Source organism: Paraburkholderia sp. BR14320 (assembly GCF_040948665.1).
In the GTDB taxonomy this organism is placed as follows: Bacteria; Pseudomonadota; Gammaproteobacteria; order Burkholderiales; family Burkholderiaceae; genus Paraburkholderia; species Paraburkholderia youngii.
On record NZ_JBFPKG010000343.1, the window covers coordinates 1 to 255 of the forward strand.

Consider the following 255-nt stretch of genomic DNA (forward strand, 5'->3'; position numbering starts at 1 on the left):
AGTCGAGGATGCCCGAGAGGCGCAACTGCTTGAGGATCGTGTTCAGTTCTGGACATGGATTCATGGACGTTCAATGGATCAGAAGGGAATGGAGGTCACGGCCGAAGCGGCCGCCGTTCAGGTAGGTATCGGCAGACGTCGGCGCTGGTGCTGCAGTGGGCTGGCTGTCCAGACCCTTGTCGAGGATCGTCTTGACGGTGCGGTACCTGGGGCTGGCAAACACGAGCGCACGCTCGCACGCAGCCTCCAGCCGTT

At 61.6% G+C, this 255-nt stretch carries 1 pseudogene; it reads right to left on the reverse strand.

Going from position 1 to position 255, the window contains the following annotated elements:
- Positions 1-70 precede the first annotated feature (70 nt).
- Positions 71-255, reverse strand: a pseudogene (locus AB3X89_RS40580) (IS21 family transposase); the annotation flags it as partial.